Raw genomic sequence first — 14,313 nt, 5'->3', positions numbered from 1 at the left:
TCAGAGTAAAGTATAAACATGAGTTTTGTAATCATATTTATTTCGAGAGGCCGCCGGGACATTTCGGCTGACCTCGCCCGGCGTCAATCGCTGGCTTCAGCCCGGATTGTAGGCGATCGGCAAACTGAAGGTCCAGCTGCTGCGACCGGCATCGGCCGGGATCGGTGGGAACGGTGCCGCACGGCGCACCGTATCGAGGGCCGCCTGGTCGAGAATCGGCGAGCCGGAACTTCCTGCCAGGCGAAGGCCGGACAGCCCGCCGTCCGCCGACACGACAAAGCTTACGGTTGCAGTGCCGGCTATGCCCTGGCGCCTGGCTTGGGAGGGATAGCGATGCTTCCTGTTGACCTTGGTGCGCACCTTGCCCTTGTAGTTGTCAAAGGAGGCATTGCCCTCGGCCGACGAAACCTTGCCTTGCCCGGATGCCGTGGCGGACTTGGCATTCTCCAGACCGTCGGCTTTGCCTTTGACCTGGCTCTGTGCCTGCTCGCCCTTGTCGCCCGACTTTTTGCGGGTGACCTTCTTCTTTTTGACCGGATCCTTCTTCGGTTCGGGTTTTTCAACCTTCTCCTTCTTCGGCTCCACGATCTCTGGCTTTTCCTCCGGCACGACGGTCTCGACCGGCGCTACGCTGGCCGTGACCACAGCTTCGGCGACCTGCAAGGTGGGAACCTGTTCCGCCGGAAGAATGACGTCGGCTTCCGTTGCCACCAGGTCATGCGGCTGCTCGGCCACGATCTCCGGCGTCGTCGACGTCAACTCTTCGACCGGCTGGATTTCCTCGGGCTTCAGCTCGTCGGGCGTGTCTTCGGTCGGCTCGACGATTTCGGATGGATCGCCGGCCTGCAGCGTTTCATCAAAGGCATCGCCGAGAAGGGCGACTTCGGTCGCCACGCCGCCCATCACGAAGGCCGGCTCGTCTTGCGGCGCCGACGAGGCGAGATACATCGCACCGCTGGCATGCGCTACGAGCGAGAAGGCGATCGCGCCGATCCATTTGATGGTATGCTTCATCTTAGCCTAACCTCCGCCGCGAACCGCGACGCAAACGCAGTACTCAATGTAAAAACCGGACATCAGCCCTTGAGTTCGACCGGCGACTTCGAGCCGGTCTTGAGTGCCTTCATGCAAGCGTCGCCCTGAACGCCCTCGCCGACGCAGGCAGGTGCGTCATTGATCAGCAGGCTCTTGACCGCCTCGCAATTGGTGCCGGGCAGATCGAACTGGCGAACCTTGGTCTTGCCGGCAGGCAGGTCGCGGAAATCGAGCACCGCCATGCGCTCGACCAGACCCTTCTGATCGAAAATCACGAATTCGAAGGAAACCTTGCTCAGGCTCTGGGCGAAGGCGTTGCCGGCAACGAAAGTGAGCTTGCAGCCTTTCTGCGACGGCGCAACCTCGTTCAGCTCGATATTGAGCGCGCCGGCGAGTGCCGCCTCCTGTGCTGCAGCGCCACCTGCTGCAAGCGCAAATGCGAGGGCCACGGGAGCAATCATACGGGAAAAGTGCATCATTCTAATACCACTCGCGAACGGCGCTCCGGGCCACGGAGCGTTGAAGTCGTCGCCATCTGTCCACAAGCGTGAAGCATCTAACTTGAGTGTGGCGATCCGGTATTGCGTCCATAAAGAAATATGAGTAATGAAGTCAAGATAGTAAACGAATTGCGCGGCAGGAAATGCGGGAAAAACGCCGCGGCCCGCCATCTAGAGACGACCGAACCGTGACAGCTGATGACACTGATTATGCGCGACTTTCGCAACCTGCGGCATCCGCGCAGCGTGTCCAGCGGGTCGTCGAAAGCCGCGACCTGTTTCGCGGCGAAAACGAGATCCTCATTTCCCACGACGGCGCGATCTACCGCATGAAGATCACCCGCCAAGGCAAACTGATCCTGAACAAATAGGCGAATGACAATGACCGAGAGCCTCCGTCCCACCCCGTCCGAAATCCGCGCCTACCGCGCCGAGAACCCGAAAATGCGCGAGCGCGACATCGCGGCTCAGCTCGGCGTTTCGGAAGCAGCGCTCGTGGCCGCCGAATGTGGTTTGACCGCGGTGCGCATCGACGCGGATGCCAACCGTTTCCTTCTGCGCGCCGAGGAGCTCGGCGAGGTCATGGCGCTAACCCGCAACGAGAGCGCCGTTCACGAAAAGATCGGCGTCTTTGAAAAAATCACGACGGGCGAGATGGCGAGCATCGTTCTTGGCGAGCAGATCGACCTGCGCGTCTTCCCGAGCGCCTGGGCGCATGCCTTCGCCGTGACCAAGACCGACGACAGCGGCGAAGCGCGCAAGAGCCTGCAGTTCTTCGACAAGTGGGGCAATGCCGTGCACAAGCTGCACCTGCGCCCGGCGTCGAACGTCGCCGCCTACGACAAGATCGTCGAAGACTTCCGCCTCGACGACCAGGCGCAGACCTTTGTTGCCGACACCAGCACGCCGGCTGGCGACGACAAGCCGGAAAACGTCGTCGACGTTACCGAACTGCGTGACCGCTGGGCCAAGATGACCGACACGCATCAGTTCCACGGCCTGCTGCGCAAGCTGAAGATCGGCCGCCGCCAGGCCCTGCAGCACATCGGCGACGACTTCGCCTGGCGCCTCGACCCGTCGAGTGTCGAAACGATGATGCGCGCCAGCGCCGAGATCGAGTTGCCGATCATGTGCTTCGTCGGCAACCGCGGCATGATCCAGATCCATTCCGGCCCGATCGCCAAGATTGCCCCGATGGGCCCTTGGCTCAACGTCATGGATCCGACCTTCCACCTTCACCTACGCACCGACCACATTGCCGAGCTTTGGGCCGTGCGCAAGCCGACTGCCGATGGTCACGTCACCTCGATCGAGGCGCTGGACGCCAAGGGCGAGATGATCATCCAGTTCTTCGGCAAGCGTAAGGAAGGTTTTGCCGAGCGCCCCGAGTGGCGCGATATCGCCGAGGGCCTGGCGCGCCTCGACACCACCGTCGCAGCTTAAGGACAGCGTGATGATCAAGGGTCTCGACTTCCGCCGCCTTCGCCGCTGGGAGCTGGCTTTGGCCGCCTTCGCGGTTTCCGCTCCTTTCCTGCTGCCCGCCGTGGCGCCGGGGGCGCCGTCGTTCATCCGACCGGCGATGGCGGAAAGCATCGAGAAGCCGGACGTCTCGCGCGTCGTTTCGGTCGGTGGCGCGATCACCGAGATCATCTACGCACTTGGCGAGGAGGGTCGCCTCGTCGGCCGGGACTCGACCAGCACCTATCCGGAAGCGGCAAACAAGCTGCCCGACGTCGGCTACATGCGTCAGCTCGCCCCTGAAGGCATCATCGCGGTTAACCCGACCGCGATCGTCGCCGTCGAAGGCAGCGGCCCGCCGGAAGCGCTTGCCATCCTGAAGGAGGCCAATATCGCCTTTACCAGCGTGCCGGAAACCTTCGACAAGGACAGCATCCCCACAAAGATCCGCTCGGTCGGCACCTTCCTCAATGTGCCCGACAAGGCCGAAGCGCTCGCAAAGTCGGTGGAAACCGACCTTGCTGCGGCGATTGCCGATGGTGCCAAGCGCCCGGAAGGAGAGCGCAAGCGCGTTCTTTTCGTGCTCAGCACCCAGGGTGGCAAGATCATGGCTTCGGGCACCGGCACGGCTGCCAACGGCATCATCGAGCTCTCGGGCGCGATCAATGCTGCCGGCCAGTTTCCGGGCTACAAGGCTCTGACCGACGAGGCGATCATCGAGGCCAAGCCCGACGTCATCCTGATGATGGATCGCGGCGGCGAGCACAGCGCCAAGGCGGCCGAACTTTTCGCCTTGCCGTCGCTGAGCCTGACGCCCGCCGCCAAGACACAGGCGCTGATCCGCATGGACGGCCTGCATCTGCTCGGCTTCGGCCCGCGCACGGCAAGCGCCATCCGCGACCTCAATGCCGCAATCTACGGGAAGAAGGCCAATGCCTCGCAGTGAGGCATTGGACCGCGGCATGCGCCTGACCGCCTTTGCTGCCGATATCCGGGCCGAATGGCGGTCCGGCAATCGTGCACGACTGGCCGGCGTCGTCATTGTGCTGCTCGTCGTCTTTGCAGCGGCAACCTTCGTCAGCTCGATCATGACCGGCGCTGCCGACGCGTCGCTATCCAATGTCGTGCGCTGGCTCCTGGGTACAAGCGAGGCGGATCAGGTCCTGAGCGTTCGCGATCGCATCATCATTCTCGACATCCGGCTGCCGCGCGCCGTGCTCGGCATGCTCGTCGGTGCGTCGCTCGCCGTCTCCGGCGTGGTCATGCAAGGGCTGTTTCGCAACCCGCTGGCCGATCCCGGCCTCGTCGGCGTTTCCTCCGGCGCGAGCCTCGGCGCAGTCCTCCTGATCGTGCTCGGTTCGGCGGTGTTCGGCCCGCTATTTGCGCTCTTTGGTTTTTACGCCCTGCCGATCGCTGCCTTCGTCGGCGGCCTCGTGACCACGCTCCTGCTCTACCGGATTGCCACGCGCGGCGGGCAGACATCGGTTGCGACGCTGCTTCTCGCCGGAATCGCGCTCGGCGCGCTCACCGGCGCCTTCACCGGCGTGCTGATCTTCATGGCCGACGACAAGCAACTGCGCGATGTCACCTTCTGGGGTCTAGGCTCGCTTGCCGGCGCCAATTGGACGAAGATCGGCGCGGCTGCCCCCATCATTCTCCTGTCGCTCGCCGTCACGCCCTTCCTGGCACGCGGCCTCAACGCGATTACGCTCGGCGAAGCCGCCGCCTTCCATATGGGCATCCCAGTGCAGCGCATGAAGAACATCGCCATCGTCAGCGTTGCCGCGGCAACGGGCGCGTCGGTCGCCGTCAGCGGCGGCATCGGCTTTGTCGGCATCGTCGTGCCGCATCTCCTGCGGCTGGTCATCGGCCCGGATCACCGCTATCTCATCCCGGCATCGGCGCTGCTCGGCGGAACCTTGCTGATCCTGGCCGACATGATCGCCCGCACCATCGCGTCACCCGCCGAGCTGCCGATCGGCATCGTCACCGCCTTCATCGGTGCACCGTTCTTCCTGTGGATCCTGCTGCGCGGTCGCACGACCATGGGGCTGTGAGACAAGACCATGATCACCGTATCGAACCTTTCTGTCCGTTTGGGCGGCCGCCAAGTCATCCACGGCATTTCGCTCGAGGCAGCACCGGGGGCGTTGACCGCAATCGTCGGGCCGAACGGCTGCGGCAAGACGACGACGTTGAAGGCGATCTCCGGCGAATTGGCGCCGGAAAGCGGTTCGGTCAGCATCAACGGCCGCAATCTCAAGGGCCTGAAACCCTGGGAACTTGCGCTGAAACGCGGCGTGCTGCCGCAATCGACCGTGATTTCGTTTCCCTTCACGGTCCGCGAAGTGGTGCGTTTGGGCCTGACCGCGGGTGCGAACGCCGATACCAAGGCCAATGACCGCATTGCAGCCGACGCGCTCGAATCTGTCGATCTCGGCGGCTTTGCTGGCCGCTTCTATCAGGAGCTTTCCGGCGGCGAGCAGCAGCGGGTGCAGCTGGCGCGCGTCCTTTGTCAGATTTCCAACCCGGTCGCCGATGGTGAGCCCCGTTACCTGCTGCTCGACGAGCCGGTTTCGAGCCTCGACATCCGCCATCAGCTGACCATCATGCAGCTGGCGCGCCGGTTTTGTGAACAGGGCGGCGGCGTCATCGCCGTCATGCATGACCTCAACCTGACGGCGATGTTCGCCGACCGGATGATCATGATGAAGTCCGGCGTGATCCGGGCAAGCGGTGCGCCAGGCGATGTGCTGACGGACGAGACGATGGAGGCGGTGTTCGGTTGCCGCATGCAGGTCAGCGCCATGCCGGCCGCCGGAGTGCCCTTCGTGTTGCCGCAGACGGCGACGCTCTGACCGCCCCGCTGCAAATCGCGCCAACTTCAAGATTTATCGAAACAATTTGCGCACTCGTGCGTTGTTCTCCGTGAAAGGCCGGCCGCGATGATGAGCGCGCATGCCGGTTCGAGCAGATCACGCCGGTCGACCTTGGCCGGCGTTGCAGCGAAAAGGAGACCAATCATGGCTTCAGGCCTCTTCTCAGGTTCCAGTTCACGGTCGAGCAAGCGCAACGGTGCGCTCACGGACATTTCCATCGAAGATCAGCTCAGCGAACTGCGAAGCGATATGGCAGCGCTGGCGGCACTGCTTGCCGATCGCGGCGCCGATGCGTCGAAACAGGCGCGCAACAAGGCGCACGATGCGCGCGAACAGGCCGAAGCCGGCCTTCAGGATCTGCTTGCAACCGGCGAGGAATTGCTGGGCGACCTGCGTAGCCGTTACGCCGGCACGGAAAAACAGCTGCGCAATGCGGTCCGCGAGCACCCCTTCGCAACGCTCGGCACAGCAGCGCTGATCGGCCTGGTCGCAGCCGCCCTCCTGCGGCGCTAGACGAGCGTGAGGCCACCACGCAACAGGGTGGGAACGCCGCAAGCGTCCCACCCGTTTTGACGTCTTTCAGGAGTAGAAGCGCATGGGTCCACTTGGGGCTGCCCTGTCCGCCTTGCTGGCCGCCGACATCGGCGCCAGCGCATCCCGTTTCAAGCGCAACGCCGCGCTCTGCGCCGTCGTCGCCGTGCTGCTTGTCACCGCCTACGTCTTCGCACTGATCGCGGTCGCGCTCTATCTCAGCGCCACCTATTCACCTGTCATCGCCGCCGCGTCGATTGCAGCAGCCCTCATTCTCACGGCTCTTATCGTGATCATCGTCATGATTGCCCTGGAGGGCCGGGATAGGCGCCTGGCAGAAGAACGCCGCCGGCGTTCGATGGTGAAGACCAATTTGACGATCCTGGCTGCGACAAGCATTCTGCGCAAGAATCCGCTCGTTGCTGTCGGCACCGCACTGGCCATCGGCGCCCTGCTCGGCACCGGCAAGAAACGCAGGGATTCCTAGAGCGGCACGCGGATCAAGGCGGTCACGCCGGCCGCCATGTATTCCACCTTCACCGAACTGCCGAGAACCTTGTCGAGGCTGCGCTCTATCAGGATGGAGCCGAAGCCTCGACGTTTCGGTTCGCGCACCGGCGGTCCGCCGACCTCAGTCCACGTCAGGTGCAGCACCGCCTCGCCTTCCTCCACGACATTGCGCGCCGTCAGCACCACCTTGCCATTCGGCACCGACAGCGAGCCGTACTTCACCGCGTTGGTCGCCAATTCGTGCAGCACAAGCCCGAGGCCGACCGCCTGATCCGGCCCAAGCAGCACCTCATCCTTGTGCAGTTCGATCTGATCCGCATAGACGCTGACATGCGGCATCAATTGCTTGGAGATCAGGTCCGCAAGCCGGATCGTGCCCCACTCGTGATCCGATAACAGCCCGTGCGCCTCGGAGATCGCCTGAAGCCGACCGGCAAAGGCGGTCATGAATTCAGCCGGGTCGCTGGTCTGGCGCAGCGTCTGGCGGGCGAGAGACTGCAGCATCGCCAGGGTATTCTTGACCCGGTGATTGAGTTCCTTGAGCAAAAGCCGCGTCCGCTGGACCGACGCCTGCTGGTCGGTGACATCGATGGTGACGCCGATGAAGGTCAGCGGGTTTCCCTTGGCGTCCCGATCATGCACCCGCCCGCGGCCGAGCAGCCACCGGCCGGTGTCGCCGATCCGGAACATGCCGTCATATTCCTCATCCGCCTTCATCGCCTGACGAAGCTTGGCGAAGGTGGCTCCGCGGTCGTCAGGATGGATGGCACCGAACACTTCTCTTGCGCCGAACGAACGATCGGTCGGCAATCCGAACATGCGCATCAAGGCGCTGTTGCCGGCGATCACGCCGGAGCGGACATCCCAGAGCCAGCTGCCAATGTTGGCCGCCTCCAGCGCCATGGCGTGACGCTGTTCCTCGCGCGAAAGTGCTGCTTCCTTGATGGCACGACGACGCGCTTCGTCCTTGAGCTTGAGCAGGGCAGCGGCAAGGCCGGCAAGCCGGCGCAACTGTTCCATCAGATGCGGCGCAACCTCGCCGCGCACGGCAACGTCGAGCACGCAGACCGTGCCGACCGGCTGGCCATCGAGGACGATCGGCGCACCGGCGTAAAAGCGCAGGAATGGCGCACCGGCGACAAGCGGTCGGCTGCGGAACCGCAGATCGGCTGAAGCGTCGAGAACGACGAGGCCGGCGCCTCCGGAATCCGCGGCCGCGTGTACGCAGAACGAATCTTCCGATGACGCCCGCGGCTCCGACGTGCCGACAGCGGATTTGAACCATTGCCACTCGCGGTCAAGCAGGCTGACGAGCGCGATCGGCGCATCGAAGAGGCGGGCGGCGATTTCGGTAATGCCGTCGAAATCCGTATCGGGGACGGCCATATCCGGCACTGTCGCGTGCAGCACACGCAGACGTTCGGGCGCGTCGAGCAGCGATGTCTCCGGTGAGGCGGTGTTTTCTTCTCGTTTTTCGCGCATCCGGCCTCAACTCCAAACTGCCGCCTCGGCCACCGGCGCCAATTGCCATCGACGCACGGCGCTCCTATGCGGAGGCATTCAGGCCGCCAGTGAAAGCAGGGCTGCTCTCGATTTGCAACGCTCTGGCGGCCAAAAAAGCTTTCGAATCAGGAAACGAATGCCCGAGAGGTGATGGGAGCGGACGTTTCGTCCGGACCGTAGTCGTTTTCGCCCTGAACCTGGAGGATATCCTGAAGGCGCTGGCGTGCGCGATTGACCCGGCTCTTGATGGTGCCGAGCGCGCAACCGCAGATCGTCGCCGCCTCCTCGTAGGAGAAACCCGACGCTCCGACGAGAATGATCGCCTCGCGCTGATCCGGGGGCAGTGTTTCCAGTGCCCGACGGAAATCCTGCAGGTCCAGCGAACCATACTGTTCCGGATGGTGGGCGAGCGACTCGGTGAAATGGCCGTCGCTGTCCTGGACTTCTCGTCCGCGCTTGCGCATCTGGCTATAGAGTTCGTTGCGCAGGATGGTGAACAGCCAGGCCTTCATGTTCGTGCCCATCTGGAAATGGTCCTGCTTGGCCCAGGCCTTCATGATCGTGTCCTGGACAAGATCATCCGCCCGGTCATGGCGACCGATGAGGGACATGGCAAAAGCGCGAAGGCTCGGCAGGGCGGCGAGCATCTCTCGCTTGAAATCATTCTTTTCCGACGACATTCCGGCGCTCACTCCCTACCCTGCAGAACCGACTGCTGCTCGGCCGCATCGAGTTTCTCCAGAAGATCTAGAAAACGCGAGGGTATCGCTTCTTCCTGAACGGACTGATAGAGCGCCTTCAGCTTGGCTGCGATCTGTGCGTTTGGGTCTTCGGTCCATGAGGTCGTACCGGAAGTGCGCCCCGCCCCTGTTTTATACTTCATTGTCAATCTGTCGCCTTGTGGTGTTCATTACCGCCTTAACGCGTCTGAAAAATGAAATGTTCCCTCTCGGAACTTTTTTTTGCGTGGAACGTTTTCGGACGTCACCGCAATTAATATCTCGAGGGAGTTCCCCATGACATTGTCCACACGGATCGCGCCGCTGCTGCCTTATCTGCGCCGCTACTCGCGCGCATTGACCGGCTCGCAGACATCCGGCGACGCCTATGTGGCCGCCGTGCTCGAAGCCCTGATTGCCGACACCTCCATTTTCCCGGAGGCCAGCAACGACCGGGTCTCGCTGTTCCGTCTCTATACGTCGCTCTTCGGGTCCTCGTCAGTGCTGGTTCCCGAACCGATTTCGCCCTTTGCGTGGGAGCAACGCGCATCGGTCAACCTGGCGAACGTGTCGCCGCTTGCTCGCCAGGCGTTCCTTCTCGTATCGGTCGAAGGTTTCCGCCCCGAAGAAGCCAGCGAAATCCTTGACGTCAGCGACGACAAGATCGGCGCGCTTCTCGACCGCGCCTCGCAGGAAATCTCGCGTCAGGTCGCGACCGATATCATGATCATCGAGGACGAGCCGCTGATCGCCATCGATATCGAGAACATGGTCGAGAGCCTCGGCCACCGCGTCACCGGCATTGCCCGCACCCGCGACGAGGCGATCGCGCTTTACAAGAAGACCCGGCCGAGCATGGTGCTTGCCGATATCCAGCTTGCCGACGGCAGCTCGGGCATCGACGCGGTCAACGACATCCTCAAGACCAGCGCGATTCCGGTGATCTTCATCACCGCCTTCCCCGAGCGCCTGTTGACCGGCGAACGCCCGGAACCGACCTTCCTGGTCACCAAGCCGTTCAACCCCGATATGGTGAAGGCTCTGATCAGCCAGGCGCTGTTCTTCAACGAGTCGACCAAGGCCGCAGCCTAACCATCGACGCAACGCTTTATCGCCGGCGGCTTCGGTCGCCGGCTTTTGTATGTCTGCTGCTGCCTGTTCAAGCGGCCCACCCGGCGATCCACTGGGCGATCCGAGGGCTGAAAACAAAACAGCCAGTGCCGAGGGAAGGCACTGGCTGACATTGTTCAACTCACACGGGGAGTGTGAGTTGTAAACCGGCGGATTACCTCCGGCGCCACATTGGGGGCGATGCGCGCCACCGTCCGGTCTGCAGATAAAATGCGTGACGCAAGCAAAGGTTCCCGGCGTTTCGCGTATGCCGATCATTTTTATTGAAGCGCGTCGAGTTCGTCCCGATGGCGGTAGAGCGCAAGGAAGCGGCGGTAGTCGCGATCGTAGATGTCGCGCATCTGAGCGTTCGGCAATCGCTCCTGCCCGCCCGATGCCATGGCAACGCCGGATGCCGCGAGATCGGCGTGAACCTCACCGGCGACGGCTGCCGCCATCGCCGTGCCGAGAAGCACGGCGTCAGGTGCATCCGGTGCCACGACCCGGCACCCCGTGACATCGCAGTAAAGCTCCATCAGAAGGGCGTTGCGAACATGGCCGCCCGTGACGTGAAGCGTATCGAGCTCATAGCCGACCTCACGCATCGTTTCTAGGATATGGCGGATGCCGAGCGCGATCGCGACACAGGTGCGCCAGTAAAGCCGGCAAAGCGCATCGAACGACGAATCGAACGGCAGGCCGCTGATGACACCGAGGCCGTGCGGATCGGCAAGCGGCGAGCGGTTGCCGTGAAAGTCCGGCAGGACGTGCAGCCGCTCGGCAAATTGTGCTCCGTGCAGGGCGCGCAGTTCCTGGACGCGCGCAATGATGCGGCCATGGGTCTCGGTCGTCGGCTCCAGTCCGCCGCCATGGATGCGCACGATGTGATCGAGCAGCGCGCCGGTTGCCGATTGCCCACCCTCGATCAGCCAGGCTCCGGGCAGCACGGCCTCGAAATAGGGTCCCCACATGCCGAAGCCGGGCTTCATATCCTTGGAGAAGGCGACGATGCAGCTCGATGTTCCGGCGATCAGCGCCAGCTGCCGCTCGAGTTTTTCCGGCTCTCCGACAAAACCGCCGAGAACGCCGAGCGCGCCGGCATAGGCATCGATCAATCCCGGCGCTACCTGGCAGCCGGTATCCAGGCCAAGGTCTGCTGCAGCTTCCGCCGACAGGCCACCGACCGAGCTTCCGACCGGCAGCGTTTCCTCCGGCAATCCGCCTCGCGTCAGCAGGTCCTCAAGGCCGATGCGTTCGAGATAGTCCGCCTGCCAGCCGCGTTTCTCATGGGCGAGATAGTTCCATTTCGCCGTCAATGTGCAGCGTGAGCGTGCCGCACTGCCCGTCGCCCGCCAGGAGAGATAATCGGCAAGATCGAAGAAGTAACCCGCCTTCTCCCATTGGGCCGGCAAGTTTCGCTTGAGCCACATCAGCTTCGGCATTTCCATCTCCGGCGACATGACGCGGCCGGAGAAATCGAGAACCGGATGTCCGGTTGCGGTGCAGAAATCGGCTTCCTCAAGCGCCCGATGATCGAGCCAGACGATCGTGTCCCAGCGGCCCTCGCCTTTCCGGTTGACGGAAAGCGGCGCCCCGTCCCGGTCGCGAACGACGAGCGAGCACGTCGCGTCGAAACCGATGGCAGCGATATCCTCTGCCGCGATGCCGGCCTTGTCTCGGGCAGCCCTCACCGAGCCGCAGACGGCTCTCCAGATATCGTCCGAATCATGTTCGGCATGATTTTCCTCCGGCCGGTTCATGGCGATCGGCAGGTCGGCACGTGCCAGCAGCCTGCCGGCCCGGTCGAAGATACCCGCGCGGGCACTGCCGGTACCGACATCGACCGCAACGACGAATTCACGCATCAATGGAGGTCCCCGTCCCTGTTACTGGCGGACAAACTGTAGCAATTCGCCCATGTCGTCAAACAGCACGTCCGGGCTGAGCTCGGCCAGCGTCTGCCTATGCCGGTCGTTGCGCGCATGCCCGCCACCGGCGAAAGCGAAAGCCCGCATGCCGGCGGCATGCGCCGCCTCGATACCGGCCGGACTGTCCTCGACGACGATACAGTCCTCGGGCGCATAGCCCATCTCCCGGCTCGCCAGCAGAAACAGGTCGGGCGCAGGCTTGCCATGTTTGACCATCGTCGCAGAGAAGATGTTCGGCTCGAAAAGATCGATCAGACCGGTGACGGTCAGCGATAGCCGGATGCGTTCCGGCTGGCTGGACGAGGCGACGCAACAGGCAACGCCAAGCTCTTCGACCGCACGGCGGATGCCGGCGATCGGCTGCAGCTCCGAGCGGAACCGCTGGTAGAGCCGCGTGCGCATGTCATCGAGAAAGGCGTCGTCGGTCGCCAGGCCGTACTCGTCGTGGAGGATGGCGGACATGCTCTTGAGGCTGCGGCCGAGAAACCGTTCGGTCGCCTCCTCCGTCGTCATCGATACGCCAGCGGACGAGAGCACATCGACCAGGACTTCGAGCGAGATCGGTTCGCTGTCGACCAGCACGCCATCGCAATCGAAGATCACCAGCCTGGACGCGCCGTCCGCCATGATACCCTACTCCCCAAGCTTGCCGTCCAGATAAAGCTGGAGCGTAGCGCGCGTACCCTTTTCCCAAAGGGTTTTCAATGCTTGGTGGAAGCGCTTGCGGAAAAGATCGGCTCGCGCGACTTCGCCGAAGATGTCCGACAATGCCAGGAAAGCCATCGGATCCTCTTTGGCGGCCGCCGCCGCCGCCTGAAGCCGATCGGCGTTCTGGTCGTTGAAGACGATCGCCTTGCCGCTGTCGGTGGTGCCGGCGAAGTAGCGGCACCAGAGTGCCGAGACCAACGCCAGACCGACGACATCCTCGCCCCGCGCCAACCGGTCGGATGTCGACGGCAGGATGAATTTCGGTTGCCGGTTGGAGCCATCCTGCGCCAGCCGCGGGATCGTGTCGCCGATCTTCGGATTGGAAAAGCGGGTCTCGATCAACTTGTAGTAATCGCCGAGATCGGTGTTCGGAACCGGCGGAATGACGGGAATGATCTCGTCGCGCTCAAGTTTGGCGAGGAAGGCACGGATCAGCGGCTCCTCCATCGCCTCGTGCACAAAATGAATGTCGAGCAAGGCGGCCGGGTAAGCGATCGCCGCGTGGCCGCCATTGAGGATGCGGATCTTCATGTGCTCGTAAGGCGCGACATCAGGCACGAATTGTACCCCGACCTTTTCGAGTGCCGGACGCCCCTGCGGAAAATGATCTTCCAGCACCCATTGCTTGAACTCTTCGCAGAACACCGGCCAGGCGTCCTCGATCTCGTACTCGGTCGCCACGATGCCGATTTCGCGTGCGCCGGTGGCCGGCGTGATGCGATCCACCATGCCGTTCGGAAAGGCAACATTGGCATCGATCCAGTCTGCGAAATCAGGGTCGAAGAGCCGCGCGAGGCCCGAGACCGCCGCATGCGTTACTTCGCCATTGCCCGGAATGTTGTCGCAGGACATGACGGTGAACGGCGGGATATGCCTGTCCCGGCGGGCCTTCAGGCCTGCGACGACAAGGCCGAAGACCGTCTTCGGAGAAGCCGGTTTCTGCGCATCTTCGACAATATCAGGATGGGTCGGGTTAAAGACGCCGGAGGCTGGGTCGATGAAGTAGCCGCCTTCGGTGATCGTCAGCGAAACGATGCGGATCGCCGGATCGGCAAGCGTGGCGACGATGCCCGCGATATCCCCGGGCTTCAGGTAATCGATCATCGCGCCGGTCACATGGGCACCGGTGCGGTTGTTGTCCTGCTCGACCACCGTTGTCAGGAAATCCTGCGCCGCAAGCTTTGCCCGCATCTGTTCGTCGGACGGCAAGACACCGGCCCCGACGATCGCCCAGTCATGGTCGTGTCCGGCATTGAAGAGATCGTCGAGATAGACGGCCTGATGGGCGCGGTGAAAGTTGCCGACACCGAAATGCACGATGCCGGCTTTGAGATCGGCACGATCGTAGCTCGGCACACCGGCCTTGGCCTTGACCGCATCGAGCGCGGCAAGAGAAAGTTTGGTCGTCATGATCCCGTTCCTTTTGAAGGCA

The 14,313-nt window shown here is 62.9% G+C and carries 16 protein-coding genes; 8 read left to right on the top strand and 8 right to left on the bottom strand.

Annotation, left to right across the window (positions count from 1 at the left end; all coding sequences use genetic code 11):
- Positions 1–96: 96 nt before the first annotated feature.
- On the bottom strand, positions 97–1,014 hold the full coding sequence (locus LPJGGPFB_RS31980; protein ID WP_173423937.1) for an energy transducer TonB family protein: 918 nt from the start codon (positions 1,012–1,014) through the stop codon (positions 97–99).
- Between the two features lie 62 nt (positions 1,015–1,076).
- Positions 1,077–1,514: a hypothetical protein gene (locus tag LPJGGPFB_RS31975; RefSeq protein WP_173423982.1), complete on the bottom strand. Its 438-nt coding sequence runs from the start codon at positions 1,512–1,514 to the stop codon at positions 1,077–1,079.
- A gap of 164 nt (positions 1,515–1,678) precedes the next feature.
- On the opposite strand from LPJGGPFB_RS31975, the gene hemP reads away from it, so the two are divergent.
- The 7 genes from hemP to LPJGGPFB_RS31940 all read left to right on the top strand — a co-directional run bounded on the left by hemP (position 1,679) and on the right by LPJGGPFB_RS31940 (position 6,890).
- Positions 1,679–1,906 carry a hemin uptake protein HemP gene (hemP, locus tag LPJGGPFB_RS33555; protein ID WP_210264675.1) on the top strand — a complete coding sequence of 76 codons (228 nt, stop codon included), beginning with the start codon at positions 1,679–1,681 and terminating at the stop codon, positions 1,904–1,906.
- Between the two features lie 10 nt (positions 1,907–1,916).
- On the top strand, positions 1,917–2,978 hold the full coding sequence (locus LPJGGPFB_RS31965) for a hemin-degrading factor (RefSeq protein ID WP_173423935.1): 1,062 nt from the start codon (positions 1,917–1,919) through the stop codon (positions 2,976–2,978).
- 10 nt (positions 2,979–2,988) lie between these two features.
- Complete coding sequence (locus tag LPJGGPFB_RS31960) at positions 2,989–3,939, top strand: heme/hemin ABC transporter substrate-binding protein (RefSeq protein WP_173423934.1); 951 nt, start codon at positions 2,989–2,991, stop codon at positions 3,937–3,939.
- The gene (locus LPJGGPFB_RS31955) at positions 3,926–5,050 is read left to right on the top strand and encodes a FecCD family ABC transporter permease (protein WP_173423933.1); all 1,125 of its coding nucleotides are present in this window, start codon (positions 3,926–3,928) and stop codon (positions 5,048–5,050) included. Before LPJGGPFB_RS31960 ends, LPJGGPFB_RS31955 begins: the two co-directional genes overlap by 14 nt.
- A 9-nt stretch (positions 5,051–5,059) precedes the next feature.
- Positions 5,060–5,851: a heme ABC transporter ATP-binding protein gene (locus LPJGGPFB_RS31950; protein WP_173423932.1), complete on the top strand. Its 792-nt coding sequence runs from the start codon at positions 5,060–5,062 to the stop codon at positions 5,849–5,851.
- A gap of 165 nt (positions 5,852–6,016) precedes the next feature.
- Positions 6,017–6,385, top strand: coding sequence for an ElaB/YgaM/YqjD family protein (locus LPJGGPFB_RS31945; RefSeq protein ID WP_173423931.1), 369 nt, complete (start codon positions 6,017–6,019; stop codon positions 6,383–6,385).
- Between the two features lie 82 nt (positions 6,386–6,467).
- Positions 6,468–6,890 carry a hypothetical protein gene (locus LPJGGPFB_RS31940; protein WP_173423930.1) on the top strand — a complete coding sequence of 141 codons (423 nt, stop codon included), beginning with the start codon at positions 6,468–6,470 and terminating at the stop codon, positions 6,888–6,890.
- Here the strand turns inward: LPJGGPFB_RS31940 and LPJGGPFB_RS31935 are convergent.
- From LPJGGPFB_RS31935 to LPJGGPFB_RS31925, 3 genes are all read right to left on the bottom strand, one after another.
- The gene (locus tag LPJGGPFB_RS31935) at positions 6,887–8,395 is read right to left on the bottom strand and encodes a sensor histidine kinase (RefSeq protein ID WP_173423929.1); all 1,509 of its coding nucleotides are present in this window, start codon (positions 8,393–8,395) and stop codon (positions 6,887–6,889) included. The two genes, LPJGGPFB_RS31940 and LPJGGPFB_RS31935, sit on opposite strands and share 4 nt — an antisense overlap.
- Before the next feature lie 146 nt (positions 8,396–8,541).
- Positions 8,542–9,096, bottom strand: a complete 555-nt coding sequence (locus LPJGGPFB_RS31930; RefSeq protein WP_077503295.1) for an RNA polymerase sigma factor — start codon at positions 9,094–9,096, stop codon at positions 8,542–8,544.
- Between the two features lie 8 nt (positions 9,097–9,104).
- Entirely contained in the window at positions 9,105–9,299 is a 195-nt protein-coding gene (locus tag LPJGGPFB_RS31925; RefSeq protein WP_077503294.1) for a NepR family anti-sigma factor, read from the bottom strand.
- Positions 9,300–9,432: 133 nt separating this feature from the next.
- Here LPJGGPFB_RS31925 and LPJGGPFB_RS31920 point away from each other — a divergent pair, with 133 nt between their 5' ends.
- A complete protein-coding gene (locus LPJGGPFB_RS31920; protein WP_173423928.1) occupies positions 9,433–10,227 on the top strand; it encodes a response regulator in 795 nt (264 codons plus the stop codon).
- A 299-nt stretch (positions 10,228–10,526) separates the two neighbouring features.
- Here LPJGGPFB_RS31920 and LPJGGPFB_RS31915 read toward each other — a convergent pair whose 3' ends face one another.
- From LPJGGPFB_RS31915 to LPJGGPFB_RS31905, 3 genes are read right to left on the bottom strand one after another with little or no spacing between them, the layout of a single operon-like run.
- Positions 10,527–12,110, bottom strand: a complete 1,584-nt coding sequence (locus LPJGGPFB_RS31915; protein WP_173423927.1) for an FGGY-family carbohydrate kinase — start codon at positions 12,108–12,110, stop codon at positions 10,527–10,529.
- A gap of 21 nt (positions 12,111–12,131) precedes the next feature.
- Entirely contained in the window at positions 12,132–12,800 is a 669-nt protein-coding gene (locus LPJGGPFB_RS31910) for an HAD family hydrolase (RefSeq protein WP_173423926.1), read from the bottom strand.
- 6 nt (positions 12,801–12,806) lie between these two features.
- Positions 12,807–14,291 carry a mannitol dehydrogenase family protein gene (locus tag LPJGGPFB_RS31905; RefSeq protein WP_173423925.1) on the bottom strand — a complete coding sequence of 495 codons (1,485 nt, stop codon included), beginning with the start codon at positions 14,289–14,291 and terminating at the stop codon, positions 12,807–12,809.
- Between the last annotated feature and the right edge of the window lie 22 nt (positions 14,292–14,313).

It is taken from the genome of Ensifer adhaerens (genome assembly GCF_013283195.1).
Taxonomy (GTDB): Bacteria; Pseudomonadota; Alphaproteobacteria; order Rhizobiales; family Rhizobiaceae; genus Ensifer; species Ensifer adhaerens_G.
Note: the sequence above shows the minus strand (reverse complement) of the source record. Positions and strands in the feature narration are given on the sequence as shown.

What these genes read in the sequence shown, in the direction of transcription:
- LPJGGPFB_RS31980 (WP_173423937.1), bottom strand. Translation starts at nt 1,014, where the DNA reads ATGAAGCATACCATCAAATGGATCGGCGCGATCGCCTTCTCGCTCGTA.
- LPJGGPFB_RS31975 (WP_173423982.1), bottom strand. Translation starts at nt 1,514, where the DNA reads ATGATGCACTTTTCCCGTATGATTGCTCCCGTGGCCCTCGCATTTGCG.
- hemP (WP_210264675.1), top strand. Translation starts at nt 1,679, where the DNA reads ATGCGGGAAAAACGCCGCGGCCCGCCATCTAGAGACGACCGAACCGTG.
- LPJGGPFB_RS31965 (WP_173423935.1), top strand. Translation starts at nt 1,917, where the DNA reads ATGACCGAGAGCCTCCGTCCCACCCCGTCCGAAATCCGCGCCTACCGC.
- LPJGGPFB_RS31960 (WP_173423934.1), top strand. Translation starts at nt 2,989, where the DNA reads ATGATCAAGGGTCTCGACTTCCGCCGCCTTCGCCGCTGGGAGCTGGCT.
- LPJGGPFB_RS31955 (WP_173423933.1), top strand. Translation starts at nt 3,926, where the DNA reads ATGCCTCGCAGTGAGGCATTGGACCGCGGCATGCGCCTGACCGCCTTT.
- LPJGGPFB_RS31950 (WP_173423932.1), top strand. Translation starts at nt 5,060, where the DNA reads ATGATCACCGTATCGAACCTTTCTGTCCGTTTGGGCGGCCGCCAAGTC.
- LPJGGPFB_RS31945 (WP_173423931.1), top strand. Translation starts at nt 6,017, where the DNA reads ATGGCTTCAGGCCTCTTCTCAGGTTCCAGTTCACGGTCGAGCAAGCGC.
- LPJGGPFB_RS31940 (WP_173423930.1), top strand. Translation starts at nt 6,468, where the DNA reads ATGGGTCCACTTGGGGCTGCCCTGTCCGCCTTGCTGGCCGCCGACATC.
- LPJGGPFB_RS31935 (WP_173423929.1), bottom strand. Translation starts at nt 8,395, where the DNA reads ATGCGCGAAAAACGAGAAGAAAACACCGCCTCACCGGAGACATCGCTG.
- LPJGGPFB_RS31930 (WP_077503295.1), bottom strand. Translation starts at nt 9,096, where the DNA reads ATGTCGTCGGAAAAGAATGATTTCAAGCGAGAGATGCTCGCCGCCCTG.
- LPJGGPFB_RS31925 (WP_077503294.1), bottom strand. Translation starts at nt 9,299, where the DNA reads ATGAAGTATAAAACAGGGGCGGGGCGCACTTCCGGTACGACCTCATGG.
- LPJGGPFB_RS31920 (WP_173423928.1), top strand. Translation starts at nt 9,433, where the DNA reads ATGACATTGTCCACACGGATCGCGCCGCTGCTGCCTTATCTGCGCCGC.
- LPJGGPFB_RS31915 (WP_173423927.1), bottom strand. Translation starts at nt 12,110, where the DNA reads ATGCGTGAATTCGTCGTTGCGGTCGATGTCGGTACCGGCAGTGCCCGC.
- LPJGGPFB_RS31910 (WP_173423926.1), bottom strand. Translation starts at nt 12,800, where the DNA reads ATGGCGGACGGCGCGTCCAGGCTGGTGATCTTCGATTGCGATGGCGTG.
- LPJGGPFB_RS31905 (WP_173423925.1), bottom strand. Translation starts at nt 14,291, where the DNA reads ATGACGACCAAACTTTCTCTTGCCGCGCTCGATGCGGTCAAGGCCAAG.